Annotated in this window: 17 protein-coding genes; 9 read left to right on the top strand and 8 right to left on the bottom strand. The window is 44.4% G+C overall.

Features of this window, described 5'->3' with window-relative positions; genetic code table 11:
• Window positions 1-2 precede the first annotated feature (2 nt).
• The 3 genes from aceE to ampD form a co-directional block, all read right to left on the bottom strand.
• Window positions 3-2,666, bottom strand: coding sequence for a pyruvate dehydrogenase (acetyl-transferring), homodimeric type (gene aceE, locus EX191_RS13930; RefSeq protein ID WP_193447917.1), 2,664 nt, complete (start codon window positions 2,664-2,666; stop codon window positions 3-5).
• Between the two features lie 48 nt (window positions 2,667-2,714).
• Window positions 2,715-3,482: a pyruvate dehydrogenase complex transcriptional repressor PdhR gene (pdhR, locus tag EX191_RS13925; protein ID WP_005396680.1), complete on the bottom strand. Its 768-nt coding sequence runs from the start codon at window positions 3,480-3,482 to the stop codon at window positions 2,715-2,717.
• Between the two features lie 405 nt (window positions 3,483-3,887).
• Window positions 3,888-4,439: a 1,6-anhydro-N-acetylmuramyl-L-alanine amidase AmpD gene (gene ampD / locus EX191_RS13920; RefSeq protein WP_193447916.1), complete on the bottom strand. Its 552-nt coding sequence runs from the start codon at window positions 4,437-4,439 to the stop codon at window positions 3,888-3,890.
• A gap of 92 nt (window positions 4,440-4,531) precedes the next feature.
• On the opposite strand from ampD, the gene nadC reads away from it, so the two are divergent.
• The 8 genes from nadC (at window position 4,532) to yacG (ending at window position 11,720) form a co-directional block, all read left to right on the top strand.
• Complete coding sequence (gene nadC, locus EX191_RS13915) at window positions 4,532-5,419, top strand: carboxylating nicotinate-nucleotide diphosphorylase (protein WP_005379983.1); 888 nt, start codon at window positions 4,532-4,534, stop codon at window positions 5,417-5,419.
• Between the two features lie 262 nt (window positions 5,420-5,681).
• Complete coding sequence (locus EX191_RS13910; RefSeq protein ID WP_017447682.1) at window positions 5,682-6,122, top strand: pilin; 441 nt, start codon at window positions 5,682-5,684, stop codon at window positions 6,120-6,122.
• The gene (gene pilB / locus EX191_RS13905) at window positions 6,119-7,804 is read left to right on the top strand and encodes a type IV-A pilus assembly ATPase PilB (protein WP_193447915.1); all 1,686 of its coding nucleotides are present in this window, start codon (window positions 6,119-6,121) and stop codon (window positions 7,802-7,804) included. The genes EX191_RS13910 and pilB overlap by 4 nt, the downstream gene beginning before the upstream one ends.
• A gap of 23 nt (window positions 7,805-7,827) precedes the next feature.
• Window positions 7,828-9,051, top strand: a complete 1,224-nt coding sequence (locus EX191_RS13900; RefSeq protein WP_193447914.1) for a type II secretion system F family protein — start codon at window positions 7,828-7,830, stop codon at window positions 9,049-9,051.
• A 64-nt stretch (window positions 9,052-9,115) separates the two neighbouring features.
• Window positions 9,116-9,985 carry a prepilin peptidase gene (locus EX191_RS13895; RefSeq protein ID WP_193447913.1) on the top strand — a complete coding sequence of 290 codons (870 nt, stop codon included), beginning with the start codon at window positions 9,116-9,118 and terminating at the stop codon, window positions 9,983-9,985.
• Window positions 9,986-10,600, top strand: coding sequence for a dephospho-CoA kinase (gene coaE / locus EX191_RS13890; protein ID WP_047008979.1), 615 nt, complete (start codon window positions 9,986-9,988; stop codon window positions 10,598-10,600).
• A gap of 27 nt (window positions 10,601-10,627) precedes the next feature.
• Complete coding sequence (zapD, locus tag EX191_RS13885; RefSeq protein WP_012841416.1) at window positions 10,628-11,368, top strand: cell division protein ZapD; 741 nt, start codon at window positions 10,628-10,630, stop codon at window positions 11,366-11,368.
• Between the two features lie 157 nt (window positions 11,369-11,525).
• Entirely contained in the window at window positions 11,526-11,720 is a 195-nt protein-coding gene (gene yacG / locus EX191_RS13880) for a DNA gyrase inhibitor YacG (RefSeq protein ID WP_005396692.1), read from the top strand.
• Between the two features lie 646 nt (window positions 11,721-12,366).
• Here yacG and rplS read toward each other — a convergent pair.
• The 5 genes from rplS to ffh all read right to left on the bottom strand — a co-directional run bounded on the left by rplS (window position 12,367) and on the right by ffh (window position 15,951).
• Window positions 12,367-12,720, bottom strand: a complete 354-nt coding sequence (gene rplS / locus EX191_RS13875) for a 50S ribosomal protein L19 (RefSeq protein WP_005379971.1) — start codon at window positions 12,718-12,720, stop codon at window positions 12,367-12,369.
• 41 nt (window positions 12,721-12,761) lie between these two features.
• On the bottom strand, window positions 12,762-13,505 hold the full coding sequence (gene trmD, locus EX191_RS13870) for a tRNA (guanosine(37)-N1)-methyltransferase TrmD (RefSeq protein ID WP_005425529.1): 744 nt from the start codon (window positions 13,503-13,505) through the stop codon (window positions 12,762-12,764).
• Window positions 13,506-13,532: 27 nt separating this feature from the next.
• Window positions 13,533-14,081 carry a ribosome maturation factor RimM gene (gene rimM / locus EX191_RS13865; protein ID WP_005379964.1) on the bottom strand — a complete coding sequence of 183 codons (549 nt, stop codon included), beginning with the start codon at window positions 14,079-14,081 and terminating at the stop codon, window positions 13,533-13,535.
• Window positions 14,082-14,110: 29 nt separating this feature from the next.
• Complete coding sequence (gene rpsP, locus EX191_RS13860; protein WP_005379962.1) at window positions 14,111-14,359, bottom strand: 30S ribosomal protein S16; 249 nt, start codon at window positions 14,357-14,359, stop codon at window positions 14,111-14,113.
• Window positions 14,360-14,568: 209 nt separating this feature from the next.
• Window positions 14,569-15,951: a signal recognition particle protein gene (gene ffh, locus EX191_RS13855; RefSeq protein WP_005385423.1), complete on the bottom strand. Its 1,383-nt coding sequence runs from the start codon at window positions 15,949-15,951 to the stop codon at window positions 14,569-14,571.
• A 224-nt stretch (window positions 15,952-16,175) separates the two neighbouring features.
• Here ffh and EX191_RS13850 point away from each other — a divergent pair, with 224 nt between their 5' ends.
• Window positions 16,176-16,970, top strand: a complete 795-nt coding sequence (locus tag EX191_RS13850; protein WP_047008980.1) for a cytochrome C assembly family protein — start codon at window positions 16,176-16,178, stop codon at window positions 16,968-16,970.
• Window positions 16,971-16,981: the final 11 nt, after the last annotated feature.

The raw sequence follows: 16,981 nt of genomic DNA, 5'->3' as shown, positions 1-16,981 counted from the left end.
AATTAAGCGTATAGCGGGTTTGTTTTCTCTGTGTCGATGTCGAATTTCTTAATTGCTTCTGCAACTACAGATTTCTCAACTTCGCCACGTTTCGCTAGTTCAGTTAGCGCTGCTACTACTACGTAACCTGCGTTCACTTCGAAGTGACGACGTAGGTTTTCACGGCTGTCTGAACGACCGAAGCCATCAGTACCAAGAACTTTGAAAGACTCAGCAGGAATGTATGCACGAACCTGCTCTGCGTAGTTCTTCATGTAGTCAGTTGCTGCGATTGCAGGCTCAGTACCCATTACTGTTTGGATGTAAGGTACTTTCGCTTCCGCTTCTGGGTGAAGCATGTTGAAACGCTCTGCATCTTGGCCATCGCGAGTTAGTTCGTTGAATGACGTTACCGAGTAAACATCAGAAGCAACACCGTAATCTTCGCTTAGGATTTGAGCTGCTTTACGTACTTCATTCATGATAGTACCAGAGCTCATTAGCTGAACTTTCGCGTTGTCGCCCGTGTAAGTTTCTAGCTTGTAGATACCTTTACGGATGCCTTCTTCAGCGCCTTCTGGCATTGCTGGCATTGCGTAGTTTTCGTTCATTAGCGTTAGGTAGTAGAACACGTTTTCTTGTTCTGGACCGTACATGCGACGGATACCGTCTTGCATGATTACTGCTACTTCGTACGCGAATGTTGGGTCGTAAGAAATACAGTTAGGAACCGTACCCGCCAAAATGTGCGAGTGGCCGTCTTCGTGCTGTAGACCTTCACCGTTCAACGTTGTACGACCCGCAGTTGCACCTAGTAGGAAACCACGTGCTTGTTGGTCACCAGCCATCCACGCCATGTCGCCAACACGTTGGAAGCCGAACATTGAGTAGTAGATGTAGAACGGGATCATTGGTAGGTCGTTTGTCGAGTATGAAGTCGCAGCAGCAACCCATGAAGACATAGCACCTAGCTCGTTGATACCTTCTTGTAGAACCTGACCTGAAGTCGCTTCTTTGTAGTAAGAAACAACGCCACGGTCTTCTGGTGTGTAAGTTTGGCCGTGCGGGTTGTAGATACCGATTTGACGGAACAGACCTTCCATACCGAATGTACGCGCTTCGTCAGCAATGATAGGAACGATGTTCTTACCAATGTTCTTGTTCTTAAGTAGAACGTTTAGTGCACGTACGAATGCCATAGTAGAAGAGATATCACGCTTCTGTTCTTCTAGTAGTGGCTTGAATTCTTCTAGCTCAGGAACGATGAATTCTTGAGTGAATTTTGGTAGACGCTGTGGTGTGTACCCGTGTAGCGCTTTACGACGAGCGTGTAGGTATTCGTACTCTTTTGAACCTTCTTCAAGTTTCAGGTACGGAAGTTCTTTCACAGCTTCGTCAGTTAGGATGTCTTGAAGACCTAGACGATCACGTAGGTGTAGTACGTGAGTCATGTCCATCTTCTTAACTTGGTGCGCGATGTTCTTACCTTCAGCCGCTTCACCCATGCCGTAACCTTTAACAGTCTTAGCTAGGATTACTGTTGGACGACCTTTAGTTTCTGCCGCGTTTTTGTATGCCGCGTATAGCTTAGAAGACTCGTGACCACCACGCTTAAGTGCGAAGATTTCGTCATCAGTCATGTCAGCAACAAGTGCCGCTGTCTCTGGGTACTTACCAAAGAAGTGCTCACGTACGTACGCGCCATCTTTTGATTTGAATGTTTGGTAGTCGCCATCGATCGTTTCGTTCATAAGCTGTAGAAGCTTACCAGAAGTATCTTTAGCTAGTAGTGAATCCCAGTTGTTACCCCAGATTACTTTCACTACGTTCCAACCAGCACCTTTGAACAGACCTTCAAGTTCTTGAATGATCTTACCGTTACCCATTACAGGGCCATCTAGACGCTGTAGGTTACAGTTGATTAGGAAACATAGGTTGTCTAGTTTCTCACGCGCAGCGAAAGAGATAGCACCACGTGATTCTGGCTCATCCATCTCACCGTCACCTAGGAACGCGTAAACGCGCTGCTCTGAAGTATCTTTAAGACCACGGCCTTCTAGGTACTTAAGGAAACGAGCTTGGTAGATAGAAGCGATTGGACCTAGGCCCATCGATACTGTCGGGAACTGCCAGAATTCAGGCATCAGTTTAGGGTGCGGGTATGAAGGAATACCTTTGCCGTCTACTTCTTGACGGAAGTTGTCTAGCTGCTCTTCAGTTAGACGACCTTCAACGAATGCACGTGAGTAGATACCTGGTGAAATGTGACCTTGGTAGTAAACTAGGTCGCCACCGTCCTTCTCGTTTGGCGCACGGAAGAAGTGGTTGAAACATGTCTCGTAGAACGCAGCAGAAGACTGGAAAGACGCCATGTGGCCGCCTAGCTCTAGGTCTTTCTTAGATGCACGTAGAACGATCATGATAGCGTTCCAACGAATAATTGAGCGAATACGACGCTCAAGTGTTGTGTCACCTGGGTATGCTGGTTCTTGGTCTGCAGGAATCGTGTTGATGTAGTTAGTTGTGATACCTGTTGGCATATCAACACCGTCTAGACGTGCTTTATCTAGAACTTGCTCTAATAGGAATTGAGCACGCTCTAGACCTTCTTCACGTACAACTGACTCAAGCGCTTGTAGCCATTCTTGAGTTTCCAGTGCATCTACGTCATGCTTCATATCAGACATGGCGATCTATCCTTCTGTTGGTTGGATCTACTTATTTAAGTAACGCTCTTACGAGTCGTTACCCTGCTGAATTCGACGTAGAGAACGCTCTCGTCGAGACTCTTCTCGAGTCAAATCCAACAATGTTTCTTCGATGTAAGCCAAGTGCGAGTGGGACATTTCTCGCGCCTTTTCAGGCTGACCAGAAACAATCGCATCCACGATATTGGCTCGGTGTTTACTGACTTTCTCGACCGCTTCTGGGCGGCGACGTAGTAATTTAAAATTTTGTAGAATATTTTGCTCAAGCAAAGGTGCTAAGCTTCGAACAATGTGCAACAAAACCACGTTGTGCGCGGCTTCTGTCAAAGCGATCAAAAATTGCATCACTTCCGCAGATTCAGCTTCGATATCGTTGTTTGCTTGCTCTTGGCTAATGCGTTCAAGGCAGCCTTGAATACGCGCAAAATCTTCTTCGGTACCACGTAAAGCTGCAAAGTAAGCTGAAATTCCTTCCATTGCATGACGAGACTCAAGCACATCAAGCTGGGTTTCAGAATGACTAGACAACAAATTCAACAAGGGATCTGAAAAGCTCTTCCAGATATTCTCACTTACGAATGTTCCGCCACCTTGGCGACGAGTTAACAAACGCTTCGCTTCTAAGCGTTGAATGGCTTCTCGGACTGAAGGACGAGACACATCGAACTGTCTTGCCAGTTCACGCTCTGGAGGCAGTTGTTGCCCCGGAGACAATGTTCCTTCCACTATCAACCTTTCTAACTCTTGTTCTATAACATCAGAGAGTTTTGGCTGACGAATCCTTTGATAAGCCATAATTTATTGTTCTTCTACTCTTGCAGGTAATTGGTAATACCAATTTTAAGTTGGTGCAGAAATTAACATAATTAAAACGCCACTGTCCAGCCGAAAATTGACCTAAATCATAGAACGAGCTTACTTCCAACACTCTGATAACAATCGACTGTTAAAACAGCAATAGAATTGGTATGACCAATTACATAAAGCATACAAATGGGAAGTCGACGTGCTAGCAATTTTGGAAAAGAAATACAGAAAATGACAAAATTATCAGTCTACTTCTTCACCAAAACGGTGTATACGAGCGTAAAAATGTAGTTAACTTTTAACAATCATTAATATTTCTGGTATCAAAAAAAGGCATACCTGATCGTATGCCTTATTTATTTCGCTTTTTTGAATTTACACTTTCGCTACAAATCAACGCTGTATAAGCTGTCTATATTTCACCCAATCAAAGCTTAGACCAGGATCGCTTTTTCTCAAGGGCGCAATATATTGATGACCGGTAATTCGTGGCAGGGTGATGTGGGGATAAGACTGCATAATCACCTCAGTGATCTCTGCAAGTGATTGATATTGCGCTTCTGTGTAGACAGTAAACTCTGTCCCTTCAAGCTCGATACCAATGGAATAATCATTACAACGCTCCCTGCCCGCGAAACTGGATTGACCGGCATGCCATGCTCTATCGAGAAAAGAAACAAATTGAACAACCTCGCCGTTTCTCTTAATCAAGCAATGTGCAGAAACGCCCATTTTGTGAATAACTTCAAAAAATGGATGTGCGTTTGGGTCTAGCTTGCCAGTGAAGAAGTCCTCTATATACGGTCCACCAAACTGCCCAGGAGGCAAACTGATGTTGTGTACCACCAGCAGAGAGATGTCGTTTATATCAGAGCGGGCATCAAAAAATGGTGACGGAACATGCTTTGCCTGTGTCAGCCAGCCATTCTCGATAATTGGGCGCATATCAACCTCTCTACTTTGCAAATTAACTGCTGAAATTATTGACACCGGAGAGTATCATTCGTTGCCATCTCCCTTTCAAGACAAGATTTGCGATGAAGAACACACACAACATTCAAGAACGCCTGGAATACCTTAAACAACAGCTCCCTTTAGAGATCACTCGCTCTGTCGCTGATACCTTAAAAGAAGATCTAGGTGGCAGTGTAGACGCAGATAACGACATTACTGCATCTTTGATCCCTGCCGATGCGGTTAATACCGCAACGATTATTACTCGTGAGCATGGTGTGTTCTGTGGTCAAGCATGGGCAGATGAAGTTTTTAAGCAGCTCGGTGGCAAGGTCAGCATTGAATGGCACGTAAAGGACGGCGATAAAGTCGAACCTAACCAAACCCTTTGCACGCTGACAGGCCCTGCTCGTGACTTGTTGACTGGTGAGCGTAACGCAATGAACTTCATCCAAACGCTGTCTGGCTGCGCAACAGTTACCGCAGAGTACGCTGAAAAAATCGCGCATACTGAGTGTCGTCTACTAGACACACGCAAAACCATTCCTGGTCTGCGTAGCGCACTAAAATACGCCGTGACGTGTGGTGGTGGCTTTAACCATCGCATCGGCGTGTTCGACGCTTACCTCATTAAAGAAAACCACATTATTGCTTGTGGTGGCATCACCCAAGCTATCCAAAAAGCGAAAGAGCTTAACCCAGGCAAACCGGTAGAAGTAGAAACGGAAAGCTTAGAAGAGTTGAAACAAGCGATAGAGGCTGGTGCCGACATCATCATGCTAGATAACTTCACAAAAGAAATGATGCGTGAAGCCGTCGCGATTAACGCAGGTCGTGCCGCTTTAGAGAACTCCGGCAACATTACGCTAGAGACCATCGCAGAATACGCAGAAACCGGTGTCGATTACATTTCGGTAGGCGCTTTGACTAAGCACCTAAAAGCGATGGATCTTTCGATGCGCTTCAAATAATAGAAGTAACAAACCTTCAATTACTTCAAATAACTCAGTAAGTTGTGAGCAATTCATAATTTAAAAGGGCCTATTGGCCCTTTCTTTTTATCCACTAAAAAAATAGTACTACTCGCAAAACTCTGCATGCGATATGCAACTTTTCACCAAAGAGTTTTATCTCACTCGAGAGGCAACCTCTTCCCCATTTTCAACCTTTATGAAGTCTCCATAATCTTTCGCTAATGCAAGAGCATTATTAATTTTTAGGAAAGGGTTAAAAATGAAAAACAGTAAACAGAAAAAACAGCAGGGTTTTACTCTGATTGAATTGATGATTGTGGTGGCGATTATTGGTGTTTTAGCAGCAGTCGCAATACCTGCATATCAAAACTATGTCCAAAAGACAGAAGTAGCTTCAGCTTCTGCCACTGTTCGCGGATTACTTACAAATATCGATATGTATCAACAAGAAAATGGTGGTACTTTTCCCACTGATGCGAAATTAGTTGGTGGGACTCAAAAAATGAATGCCCTAGGAACTATAACCTTAGCTACAGCTACTAGTGGCGGTACTGCTACATTTGTATTCGATGAAGGTAGCTTGAAAGGTAAAACAGCTTCTGTTCAATATGCCAAAAACAACAAAACAGGTTGGACTTGCGCGACTAAAAATGTCCCAGAAGATTCTCGTCCAAATAGTTGTACAGCAACATATAAATGATAACCAACCTCTCAACGGTTCTTCGCCAAAAAGGGTTACTGACATTTTCCCAAGAAGAAGCGTTAATAGAGCAAGTCAAAGCTTCTGGCATTTCGATGCCAGAGGCTTTACTCAGTTCTGGATTCTTCACGTCAAGTGAACTGGTAGAGCACTTAAGTTCTCTCTTTGGTTTAAATCAGCCCGAGTTATCTCAGTACGAGTATGCTTCGCTTTGTCAACAACTCGGTCTACGTGAATTAATCACTCGACATAACGCACTCCCACTCCAGCGTACGCCTTCAACGTTATTATTAGCCGTTGCCGACCCCACGAACCAGCAAGCAGAAGATGACTTTCGTTTTGCCACTGGTTTACAGATTGAATTGGTGCTGGCGGATTTTCGTCAACTCAGCGCGGCAATTCGACGCTTATATGGTCGTTCATTGAGTCATGAGAAGTCCGGGTTAAAAGAGATCAACCAAGAAGAGTTAGCCAATCTGGTTGACGTGGGCGCAGATGAAATCGACAACATTGAAGACTTGAGCCAAGACGAATCTCCTGTTAGCCGTTACATAAACCAAATTCTGTTGGACGCTGTGCGCAAAGGCGCATCCGATATCCACTTTGAGCCTTATGAAAAGATGTACCGCGTTCGCTTACGCTGTGATGGCATCTTAATTGAAACACAGCAGCCACCAAGCCACTTAAGTCGCCGCTTATCCGCTCGTATCAAAATCCTCTCTAAGCTTGATATTGCAGAGCGACGTTTACCACAAGATGGGCGTATTAAGCTCAAGTTGAATCAAGACACCGCAATTGATATGCGTGTATCCACGCTACCTACTCTATTCGGAGAAAAAATTGTACTACGACTGCTCGACAGCAGCTCTGCGTCATTGGATATCGACAAGCTTGGTTATAGCGAACAACAAAAACAATTGTACTTGGATGCGCTGCGTCGCCCACAAGGCATGATTCTGATGACAGGGCCAACCGGGAGCGGAAAAACCGTTTCTCTGTACACTGGATTGAGTATTCTCAATAAGCCAGAAATCAACATTTCCACAGCAGAAGACCCGGTAGAAATTAACTTATCGGGCATTAACCAAGTACAAGTACAACCCAAGATCGGCTTTGGCTTCGCAGAGGCGTTACGCTCTTTTCTTCGTCAAGACCCCGATGTGGTCATGGTCGGTGAGATTCGTGACTTAGACACTGCGGAAATCGCCATAAAAGCATCGCAAACCGGTCACTTAGTACTTTCAACCTTGCATACCAATTCTGCGGCTGAAACGGTGATTCGTTTATCAAACATGGGCGTAGAAAGCTTTAACTTGGCCTCCTCTCTTAGTTTGATTATTGCCCAGCGCTTGGCCCGAAAACTGTGCTCGCACTGCAAACAATCACAAGAGTTTACCGTTCAGCTACAACATCTCGGAATTCAAGCAAGCGACAACATTTTTAAAGCCAATCCCGGTGGATGCAATGAGTGTACTCATGGTTACTCCGGCCGAACGGGGATTTATGAAGTGATGCGCTTTGATGAACTTCTTTCGGAAGCGCTTATTAAAGGCGCCTCGGTACATGAACTAGAAAAACTCGCCATCGCAAATGGTATGAGCACGTTACAAATGTCGGGCATAGAAAAACTCAAACAAGGGATCACAAGTTTTAGTGAACTACAGCGCGTACTTTATTTTTAATCCTTTAATCAGCAATCACCTCTATGAAAAGCACTACACCACAACTTAAAAACTTCCGCTGGAAAGGCATCAACAGTTCAGGCAAAAAGACATCTGGACAAACCCTCGCGATGACGGAAATTGAAGTACGCGAGCGTCTAGACGCACAGCACATCAAGATCAAGAAGTTAAAGAAAAGCAGTATCTCGTTTCTCACTAAACTCAGCCATCGCGTGAAAGGCAGAGACATCACTGTGTTTACCCGTCAGATTTCGACGATGTTGATAACCGGTGTGCCCTTAGTTCAGGCTTTAAAATTGGTCTCAGAAAACCATAAAAAAGCAGAGATGAAATCCATTTTGATGAGCGTGACACGCGCCGTCGAAGCGGGTACACCCATGTCAAAAGCCATGCGCACTGCAAGTGAACACTTTGACCCACTCTATACCGACCTTATCACAACAGGTGAGCAATCCGGTAACTTAGCGGAAGTGTTCGAGCGCTTAGCCACCTACCGAGAAAAAAATGAGCAGCTTCGTGCGAAAGTGATCAAAGCACTGATTTACCCAGCAATGGTAGTGCTAGTAGCGTTAGGCGTGTCGTTTATCATGCTCACCAAAGTCATTCCCGAGTTTGAAAAAATGTTTGTTGGTTTTGGTGCTGACTTACCGTGGTTTACCAGGCAAGTGTTAGATCTTTCCGCCTGGACACAAAACTGGAGCCCATTTATAGCACTAGGCTCTATCAGTCTATTTATCTCAGCGAGAATCCTCTCTAAGCGTTCAGATTCTTTTCGCTTAATGCTCAATCGCTCTGTGCTTAAATTTCCTGTTCTTGGCCCTGTATTATCAAAAGCCGCTATCGCCAAATTTAGTCGAACACTCGCCACAAGCTTTACAGCGGGTATTCCAATTCTAACCAGTTTAAAAACCACATCAAAAACCTCAGGAAACTTACACTATCAACTCGCCATAGAAGAAGTTTACCGTGATACCGCCGCAGGTATGCCAATGTATGTTGCCATGCGTAACTGTAATGTGTTCCCTGAATTAGTGTTACAAATGGTCATGATCGGTGAAGAGTCTGGTCGACTTGACGATATGCTCAATAAAGTTGCAACGATCTACGAGTTTGAAGTCGATAACACCGTCGACAACCTTAGTAAAATTCTAGAGCCGCTAATTATCGTTTTTTTAGGCATCGTTGTTGGCGGATTAGTGACAGCAATGTACTTGCCAATCTTTAACTTAATGAGTGTATTGGGCTAGAATGAGCTGTTAACTCCTTTAAAACAGCATCTTGCTGATTTCACTCATCGCTCAAGAGACAAATATGGAAGTATTCCAGTACTACCCTTGGCTATTCGTTGTGTTTGCCACCATCTTCGGTCTGATCGTGGGTAGCTTCCTCAATGTGGTTATTTATCGACTACCTAAAATCATGGAACTAGAATGGCGACGCGAATGTGCCGAGTCATTTCCCGAATACAAAATAGAACCTCCTAAAGAAGTGCTGACCTTGAGCGTCCCACGCTCCTCCTGTCAGAAGTGCGCAACGCCGATACGTATTCGAGACAACATCCCTGTGATTAGCTGGCTGCTTTTAAAAGGCAAATGCCACAACTGTCAGACAGCCATTAGCGCACGCTATCCACTGATTGAACTGCTCACTGCGTTCTGCTCAGGCTTTGTCGCTTACCACTTTGGTTTTAGTTACTTTACCGTTGCCCTACTCTTTTTCACTTTTATCTTAATCGCCGCAACATTTATCGATCTCGATACTATGTTGTTACCTGACCAATTAACATTACCATTAACTTGGGCTGGCATTGCCTTAGCATTAGTCGAAATAAGTCCTGTTACTCTACAAAATTCTGTCATTGGTGCTATTGCTGGTTACCTATGTCTCTGGTCCGTTTACTGGGGCTTTAAGTTACTTACCGGTAAAGAAGGAATGGGATATGGTGATTTTAAACTACTAGCAGCACTAGGGGCTTGGCTGGGCTGGCAGTCACTGCCGATGATCATTCTACTTTCTTCTGTGGTTGGCATCGTATTTGGCATCATTCAACTACGCTTGCAAAAACAGGGAATTGAAAAAGCTTTTCCTTTCGGTCCTTACTTAGCAATTGCTGGTTGGATAAGCTTAATTTGGGGCGACCAGATTTTAAACTGGTACTTTACTTCAGTTCTAGGAGTGTAAATGGCTTTGGTTATTGGTTTAACAGGTGGTATCGCTAGCGGTAAAACAACCGTCGCGAATCTGTTCAAACAACAATTTAAAATCGATATCGTCGATGCCGACATTGTAGCAAGAGAAGTTGTCGAGCCAGGCACTCCCGGCCTAAACGCGATTATTGAACATTTTGGTCACGATATAGTTCGTGAAGACCAAACTTTAGATCGCGCAAAGCTGAGAGAGAAAATCTTTTCAAACTCAGATGAAAAAGCATGGCTCAACGCACTGTTGCACCCGATAATTCGTGAAAAGATGATCGAAGATTTGCAGCAAGTCACCTCAGAGTATGCGTTACTTGTGGTGCCGTTGCTCGTAGAAAACAAGCTAGACAGTTTGTGTGATCGAGTTCTTGTCGTTGATGTAGAACCGAATACACAGATATCTCGCACGATGAAACGAGACAATGTGAGTGAAGAACAAGCTCGCGCTATCCTTGCCTCTCAAGCATCAAGAGAGCAAAGACTCGCGCTTGCAGACGATGTGGTTAAGAATAATCCAAGTGACCCAGATCTTTTGCTTCAAATCACAGATTTGCACGAAAAGTACCTAGCCATGTGTAAGAAAAATCTGCGAAAATAGGAACGAAACTCACAAAGGCTTATGTCGATGACCACGCACAAATTTGAACATCCGTTAAATGAGAAAACTCGTATTTATCTAAGAGTGGAGTCTCTGCTGCGTCAGGCTCACTTGGCCTCTGGGTTTAGCGAAAATCACCAGTACCAACTGTTTTTCCGTGCGTTATTCGATATGGTTGAAATCTTCGAACAGATCCAGTTGAAAAGTGAACTGGCCAAAGATCTAGAGAAACAACGACTGTCGTACCGCCATTGGCTAAATGTTGATGGCGTCGATCAAGACGCATTAAATACCCTACTACAAGAGATAGATGTCGTTCATAGCCAACTGATGGGTGCAGAGCGTTTTGGTCAAGCACTAAAAGAAGATCGCTTCTTAAGCTCTATCCGCCAACGCTTTAATCTGCCGGGTGGTTCATGTTGTTTTGATTTGCCTGCGTTACATTACTGGCTTCACCTACCCATTGAACGTAAAAAGCATGATGCACAGCAGTGGCAAGTAAGCTTAAAGCCCTTATCTGATGCGCTTTCGCTATGGTTGAAACTCACCAGAGAGACCGGACATTTCAAAGCTCAAATCGGTCGTGCGGGTTTCTTCCAAAGTGACGCTGATGAAGCCAATATTCTAAGGCTCCACATCCCAATGGAATATGGCGTTTATCCTATGATTTCTGGCCATAAAAACCGCTTTGCGATCAAGTTTATGTCGTTTGAAAACGGTCAAGCGTGCACACAAGATATTGAGTTTGAACTTGCTGTGTGCAGCTAAGACGACACTAAGCCCCCCCCCACAATCTAAAATTCAACGCTTTATTACGCTTATATTGGATAAAATTTCGTAGCAGCAATAGCGCGTTGAATAAGCCATCTTGAATTCATTTAGGTATACTACCCTTTAACACCAATTAGTAATGGGACGCTCAACTATGTCTAAAATTACCATCGTTCAATGCCCACAGTGTGGCGCCGACGTAGAATGGGGAGAACAAAGTCCTCATCGCCCTTTCTGCAGTAAACAATGCCAAATGATTGATTTTGGTGAATGGGCAGATGAAGAAAACACCATCCCAGGCGCCCCCGATATGTCCGACAGTGATGGCTGGTCTGAAGACCAGTATTAATTGAGGCACTAGGGTAAAGGAATATCCTAGGTTCCTTCTTGGGGAGTCTAAATCACGCTCTTTCGTCGCTGTCCAGAGTGACGAATTTTAACCGCGGAGCCCTGTAATCTTTGGTCATCATTTGCCGTCATTCCGAGGAGCCATAGCGACATCAGGAATCTACTCACAGCAAGGATGAAGCTAACAACTTAAACACTTGCATTTTCGACTAGTAGATTCTGAATCACGCTCCTTCGTCGCTGTTCAGAATGACGAATTTTAACCGCGGAGCCCTGTAATCTTTGGTCATCATTTGCCATCATTCCAAGGAGCCATAGCGACATCAGGAATCTACTAACAGCAAGGATGTAGCTAAAGCTGACGGCTTAAACACGAGCGCTCTCTGCGAGTAGGTTCTGAATCACGCTCCTTCGTCGCTGTTCAGAATGACGAATTTTAATCGCGGCGCCCTACAATATTTGACCGTCATTTCTCGTCATTCCGAGGAGCCATAGCGATATCAGGAATCTACTCACATCAAGGCAAAGTCAGTGCATGAGAACCGACAGTACAGGTCGGGTGAAAAGAAACGAGCAAGCTAATTACACAAATAAAAAAACGGAGCCCTAAAAGGACTCCGTTTAAGATGAGAACGCTAGTTATAGCATTACTTCTTAGCAAGTTTCTCTTTGATACGAGCAGACTTACCAGAACGCTCACGTAGGTAGTACAACTTGGCACGACGTACTGCACCACGGCGTTTAACTTCGATGCTATCAACGATTGGAGAGTGTGTTTGGAACGTACGCTCAACACCTTCACCGTTAGAGATTTTACGTACAGTGAAAGCAGAGTGTAGACCACGGTTACGGATTGCGATTACAACGCCTTCGAAAGCCTGTAAACGCTCACGGTCACCTTCTTTTACCTTAACTTGAACTACAACAGTGTCACCTGGTGCAAATTTAGGTAGGTCTGATTTCATTTGCTCTTCTTCAAGAGCTTTGATGATGTTACTCATTTTTTAAATTCCTAGAATAAACTGATACTAAATAAATTAGGTTACTTTGCGTTATGTTCACTAATGAACTCAGCAAGTAATTGTTCCTGTTCGTCAGTCAGAGCTAGGTTTTCCAGGAGCTCTGGTCTTCTAAGCCAAGTTCGGCCCAGCGACTGTTTTAGTCGCCATTGACGAATGTCCTTGTGATTGCCTGACATCAGTACCGCTGGTACTTCTTTGTCATCCAATACTTCTGGACGCGTATAGTGAGGGCAATCTAACAAGCCATTTGCAAAAGAGTCTTCTTCTGCTGACGCGAAATCCCCTAGTACCCCCGGAACAAACCGAGAGACAGAGTCGATTAACGTCATGGCTGGTATCTCACCACCCGTCATCACAAAATCACCAATCGACCATTCTTCGTCGACTTCAGATTGAATGATGCGCTCATCTACCCCTTCATAACGACCACAAATCAGAAGTAAGTTCTCATTCGTTGCCAGTTCTTCCACTCCTTTCTGGTCGAGCTTGCGACCTTGAGGAGAAAGGTAGATGACTTTCGTCTTGCCCGGTGAGGCTGCTTTCGCGGTATGAATGGCATCGCGCAAAGGCTGAACCATCATTAACATACCAGGGCCACCACCGTAAGGTCGGTCATCGACAGTGCGATGTTTGTCGTGAGTGAAATCTCTAGGATTCCAAGTCTCAATCGACAAAAGACCTTTTTTAACCGCTTGACCTGTTACTCCAAAATCAGTAACAGAACGGAACATTTCTGGAAAAAGGCTAATAACGCCAACCCACATGTTTATCTCGCTCTGTAATTTTGGAGATTAGAATCCAGGATCCCAGTCAACTTCGATCCGTTGAGCTTCGCGATCAACATTAATGATCACTTGCTCTTCAAGGAACGGGATTAATCGTTCCTTCTGCCCGAAAGCATCTTTAAGATTTGCTTTAACAACCAGAACATCGTTTGAGCCAGTTTCTAGCATGTCAGTAACGACACCTAGATCGTAACCTTTAGTGGTTACAACTTGCATCCCAAACAATTCGCGCCAGTAGAACTCATCTTCTGACAATTCAGGAAGTACCGCAGGGTCAATAGCAATTTCAAAGTTCGTCATTAGATGCGCGTCTTCACGAACATCCATGCCTTCCAGCTTAGCCACCATACCTTTGTTATGGCGCTTCCAGCTTTCTACTTTGTACTCAACCCACTTACCCTTTTGGTTAATGTACCAAGGGCTGTAATCGAAAATGCTTTCAGCATTGTCTGTGTAGGAAAAAACCTTAAGCCAACCTCGAATGCCGTAAGTAGCACCAAACTTGCCTACAACAATCTTTTCGTTGCTCATTGTTTCTTTACCTTTCATCGACATAAACTAGTTTCTACTTTTCAAGTAAAAAATTAAGCCGCTTTTTGAGCGTCTTTAACTAGCTTAGCAACGCGGTCAGATACAGACGCGCCTTGACCAACCCAGTGGTTAACGCGGTCTAGGTCTAGACGTAGACCTTCTTCTTGACCTTTAGCAGTTGGGTTGAAGAAACCAACTTTCTCGATGAAACGGCCAGTTGCAGCGTTGCGGCTGTCCGCTACTACGATTTGATAAAATGGACGCTTTTTAGCGCCGTGACGTGCCAAACGAATGGTTACCATGTCGTCCTCTTTGCTTTCTCAAAAATAAAATTAACCCCAAAAACCATTCAAGAAATTAAATAGTTTGGGGTCTCGTGCCAAAATAAAGCTCCGGAATTTTACTCTTCTCCCGGAGCAATGCAAGGAGTTTAGTTACTTTTTCACCAACATAAATTGAATTTAAAGTTTGTGACGTACCTAACACCCTGAATCTATGCGTAATCGATTAATTAACGACCAAATGGGTTGAAGCCACCGCCTCCACCCATGCCGCCCATCATGCCTTGCATGTTGCGCATCATGCCTTTCATGCCACCTTTTTGCATCTTTTTCATCATCTTCTGCATTTGGGTGAACTGTTTCAGTAAGCGGTTTACGTCTTGAACCTGCACACCAGAACCAGCCGCAATACGCTTCTTGCGCGAGCCTTTGATAATCTCTGGGCGTTGACGTTCTTTCATTGTCATGGAGCTGATGATCGCTTCCATCTGTTTGAACATCTTGTCATCGACTTTGTCTTTCACATTGTCTGGTAGCTGAGACATGCCAGGAAGCTTATCCATCATGCCCATCATGCCGCCCATGTTTTGCATCTGGCCTAGCTGTTCACGGAAATCTTCAAGGTCGAAACCTTTCTTCTCTTTGAACTTCTTCGCCAGCTTTTCTGCTTTTTCTTGGTCAACGTTGCGTTGTAGGTCTTCAATTAAAGACAGAACGTCACCCATACCAAGAATACGTGAAGCAACACGATCTGGATGGAACGGTTCTAGCGCGTCAGTTTTTTCACCGACACCCAAGAATTTGATTGGTTTGCCCGTTACATGGCGTACTGACAGTGCCGCACCACCACGAGCATCACCATCAACTTTAGTTAGAACCACACCGGTAAGAGGTAGCGCATCGCCAAAGGCTTTTGCTGTATTTGCTGCATCTTGACCCGTCATAGCGTCAACAACAAATAGCGTTTCTACTGGGTTGATAGCTGCGTGAAGATCTTTGATCTCCCCCATCATCTCTTCATCAATCGCCAAGCGACCTGCGGTATCGACAATCAATACGTCGTAGAATTTTTTCTTCGCATGGTCAATCGCTGCATTGGCGATATCAATAGGCTTCTGGTCTGGTGATGATGGGAAGAAGTCAACACCGATGTCTGATGCCAGCGTTTCAAGCTGCTTGATTGCCGCAGGGCGGTAAACGTCGGCAGACACAACCAAGACTTTCTTCTTGTCACGCTCTTTTAAAAGCTTAGATAGCTTACCTACCGATGTGGTTTTACCCGCACCTTGTAGACCCGCCATAAGAAGCACAGCAGGTGGTTGAGCGGCAAGGTTTAGCGCCTCATTCGACTCACCCATTACGGCTTCAAGTTCTGTTTGAACGATCTTGATAAATTCCTGACCTGGAGTCAGAGATTTAGAAACTTCTACACCTACCGCTTTTTCTTTAACGCGGTTAACAAATTCACGAACAACCGGAAGCGCAACGTCAGCTTCAAGTAAGGCCATTCGTACTTCACGTAGGGTCTCTTTAATGTTGTCTTCGGTCAGACGACCTTTGCCACTGATATTTTTCAGCGTTTTGGATAATCGATCCGTTAAATTCTCAAACATCTTTGTCTCTTCGCTAAAATGGCGATTAATTAGTGTGAGTATACATTAGCCAAGGTCTGAGTCATACCCGTACCGCTGCTCTATTCTTGTCTCTATTTCTATATGGTGCGGTAACTTATTAATTTCAATATCTCATCTCTCACGATTGATGTCGGATATAACGTAGCCCCAAAGTGTAATGCAAGGTATAATTTCCTCATTGTGCACAATAATATTTAGGATTCATGGATAGCTTAATAGCCATCGCGGCCGCCATACTTTATGTTTTGGCGATTGCGACCATCATACCCGGACTCTCACAGCAGTCAGGAATCAAAGCAAAAACAGTGTTTGCTAGTGCTGCCTGTGCGCTTGTTTTTCATGCGTGGATTTTGAGTGATCTGATTTTTGATGGTGCAGGTCAAAACCTTAGTATTCTCAACGTAGCCTCTTTGATCAGTTTTATTATTTCTCTGGTCATGAGCCTTGCTATGTTGAAAAATCGGTTGTGGTTTTTATTGCCTGTCGTTTATAGCTTTGCTGCCATCAATTTATCTGCTGCCACATTTTTGCCAAGCACGTTTATCAAGCACCTAGAGAATGACCCTAAGCTACTCATTCACATTTCTTTTGCGCTGTTCTCATACGCAACTTTAACTATCGGTGCACTCTACGCACTTCAGCTGGCTTGGTTAGATCACAAACTGAAAACAAAAAAATCTTTGGCGATTAACCCAAACCTGCCGCCTTTATTAATGGTAGAGCGTCAGCTATTCAAAATCATTTTGATCGGTAACTTATTGTTAACTGGCACGCTCATTACTGGCTTTGTCTTTGTGCAGGATATGTTTGCTCAAGGTAAAGCGCATAAAGGAATTCTTTCTTTCATCGCTTGGATTGTGTACTCAATACTGCTTTGGGGTCATTATCAAAAAGGTTGGCGTGGTAGAAAAGTTACTTGGTTCGCTGTCGCAGGGGCAACGCTGTTAACTCTGGCGTATTTTGGCAGTCGCTTTGTGAAAGAAATCATCTTGAATTAAGGAGCTCTAGG

Source organism: Vibrio chemaguriensis, from assembly GCF_012275705.1.
GTDB classification, from domain to species: Bacteria; Pseudomonadota; Gammaproteobacteria; order Enterobacterales; family Vibrionaceae; genus Vibrio; species Vibrio diabolicus.
This window is presented reverse-complemented; position numbering and strand designations above follow the sequence as displayed.

Bases quoted from the DNA above. Each gene is read 5' to 3' on its own strand.
- rimM (WP_005379964.1), bottom strand. From the start codon at position 14,081: ATGTCGATGAAAGGTAAAGAAACAATGAGCAACGAAAAGATTGTTGTA.
- rplS (WP_005379971.1), bottom strand. From the start codon at position 12,720: ATGAGTAACATCATCAAAGCTCTTGAAGAAGAGCAAATGAAATCAGAC.
- pilB (WP_193447915.1), top strand. From the start codon at position 6,119: ATGATAACCAACCTCTCAACGGTTCTTCGCCAAAAAGGGTTACTGACA.
- ffh (WP_005385423.1), bottom strand. From the start codon at position 15,951: ATGTTTGAGAATTTAACGGATCGATTATCCAAAACGCTGAAAAATATC.
- nadC (WP_005379983.1), top strand. From the start codon at position 4,532: ATGAAGAACACACACAACATTCAAGAACGCCTGGAATACCTTAAACAA.
- yacG (WP_005396692.1), top strand. From the start codon at position 11,526: ATGTCTAAAATTACCATCGTTCAATGCCCACAGTGTGGCGCCGACGTA.
- zapD (WP_012841416.1), top strand. From the start codon at position 10,628: ATGACCACGCACAAATTTGAACATCCGTTAAATGAGAAAACTCGTATT.
- pdhR (WP_005396680.1), bottom strand. From the start codon at position 3,482: ATGGCTTATCAAAGGATTCGTCAGCCAAAACTCTCTGATGTTATAGAA.
- ampD (WP_193447916.1), bottom strand. From the start codon at position 4,439: ATGCGCCCAATTATCGAGAATGGCTGGCTGACACAGGCAAAGCATGTT.
- aceE (WP_193447917.1), bottom strand. From the start codon at position 2,666: ATGTCTGATATGAAGCATGACGTAGATGCACTGGAAACTCAAGAATGG.
- EX191_RS13900 (WP_193447914.1), top strand. From the start codon at position 7,828: ATGAAAAGCACTACACCACAACTTAAAAACTTCCGCTGGAAAGGCATC.
- coaE (WP_047008979.1), top strand. From the start codon at position 9,986: ATGGCTTTGGTTATTGGTTTAACAGGTGGTATCGCTAGCGGTAAAACA.
- EX191_RS13910 (WP_017447682.1), top strand. From the start codon at position 5,682: ATGAAAAACAGTAAACAGAAAAAACAGCAGGGTTTTACTCTGATTGAA.
- EX191_RS13850 (WP_047008980.1), top strand. From the start codon at position 16,176: ATGGATAGCTTAATAGCCATCGCGGCCGCCATACTTTATGTTTTGGCG.
- EX191_RS13895 (WP_193447913.1), top strand. From the start codon at position 9,116: ATGGAAGTATTCCAGTACTACCCTTGGCTATTCGTTGTGTTTGCCACC.
- trmD (WP_005425529.1), bottom strand. From the start codon at position 13,505: ATGTGGGTTGGCGTTATTAGCCTTTTTCCAGAAATGTTCCGTTCTGTT.
- rpsP (WP_005379962.1), bottom strand. From the start codon at position 14,359: ATGGTAACCATTCGTTTGGCACGTCACGGCGCTAAAAAGCGTCCATTT.